This window comes from Bacteriovorax sp. DB6_IX, assembly GCF_000447775.1.
In the GTDB taxonomy this organism is placed as follows: domain Bacteria; phylum Bdellovibrionota; class Bacteriovoracia; order Bacteriovoracales; family Bacteriovoracaceae; genus Halobacteriovorax_A.
Window position 1 is genome coordinate 1 of sequence record NZ_AUNJ01000012.1, and the last position, 1,551, is coordinate 1,551.

General features: G+C 34.5%; 1 protein-coding gene and 1 pseudogene. Both read right to left on the bottom strand.

Going from position 1 to position 1,551, the window contains the following annotated elements; all coding sequences use genetic code 11:
- Positions 1–43 precede the first annotated feature (43 nt).
- A complete protein-coding gene (locus tag M901_RS00520; RefSeq protein ID WP_021276192.1) occupies positions 44–511 on the bottom strand; it encodes a GNAT family N-acetyltransferase in 468 nt (155 codons plus the stop codon).
- Positions 512–816: 305 nt separating this feature from the next.
- Positions 817–1,551, bottom strand: a pseudogene (locus M901_RS00525) (DNA replication protein); the annotation flags it as partial.

Below are 1,551 nucleotides of genomic sequence, written 5' to 3' on the forward strand. Positions count from 1 at the left end.
AACCAAAAATGCCACGCGGCATGAATCCCTCTTAAACGCCTTGTTAGCTTACATTTTTCCACATTGTTTTTGACTGCTCTTGAAAACCCAATTTCGCATAGAAGCTTTGCGCATGCTTATTGAAAGCCATTACCTCAAGTCTAATTTGCTCTGCACCTTGAGATCTAGCCCAGTCGTTACAATGAGCCATAAGCTGAGAACCAATACCTGAAACTCTCGCTTTTTCATCGACTACGATTGTGCTAACACGACAAATAGGCGTTTTAACTAAGAATGGAATAGCTTCATTTTGAGTAACAGTAGCAGTCAAAAAACCAACAACATCACTATTAACGTCTGCAACCAGAAAGAGATTTGATTGATCATTTATAGTGCGAAGGAGAAACTCTTTTTCTTCAAACGATGGTTCAACAAATGCTTCTGGTGCATTCTCAAAGTGCATGACTCCAATCTGATAATTTAGACGTAAAAGCGAATCTATATCTGATGCTTGAGCTTCTCTAATTTTCAATTTTCATCCTTTGAATCTAATGTGTAAGCTAACGCCGCGTTAAGGGGTTAACATAAATGCATTAAATTTAATTAAATCTTACACTTACACCAGAAACATTGTTTAAAATTAAATTGTCATGTAGCAAATGTGTATCAATGATTTTAAATATCTCTTATCTAAAAATTAGCAAAAAGTAACTACTGAACTATAGCTAAATGTAGAAAAGCTTTATCAGAAACCCATATACATGTGTATGTGTAGTCAAAAATCACTCACTATATACATATTATTTCTACTCAACAACAACCTAAGTAGATGCCTAATTATCTGCTCTCAAGATAATCTCTTTTCTTTTCATCCTCGATAGACTTCAACTTATACTCAATTTGTTTTTCTACGTAGGATTTATGTTCAAGAAACCGAATGGAGTTAAAAAGTGGTAGTAAACTTTCAAGGAAATTCCTTTCTCGTTCCAAGATGGGGACTCGACTACCTGACCAAATCCGAGTAGTTAGTCGCAATCTAACATTTTTAAAGTCCTCGAACTTATCATTTTCTTTAAGGAATAACTCTAATAGTTCCCTCCTTGTTTCTTTGCTAAGGTAGTTGGCCGAGTCAAATAGAAAGCACATGAATGTAATGTCAGTTGCATTCTTAGTGATAACTCTACGAAAGAAATTATGTTTTTTTTGAATCATCTCTTCTGAGTCAGCTTTACTATTTTCTTTAGTAAACAATTTGCCAAATATATTATCTTTATACCTATAGGATTTCTCATTTTTTATATGAATATACTTCGCGTAGCCCTCAATCTCTTCAATATAGTTTTCTCTTTCCCACAAAAAATTCAACTCAGGCATATTGGTATGCAAGCATGGCCATCTTTCCTTTTCGTATATCTTATCAACCAAACTATATAAAAACTCAAACTTCCTATCCAGGATAAGTTTTAATGCGTCGCCAGAATAATCCCAGTAATTGCCTAAAACGTAAGCTGCTAGATATGCATCAAAAACCAATTCCACATCGGGTTCGAACATTTCAAACCACCTACCAAA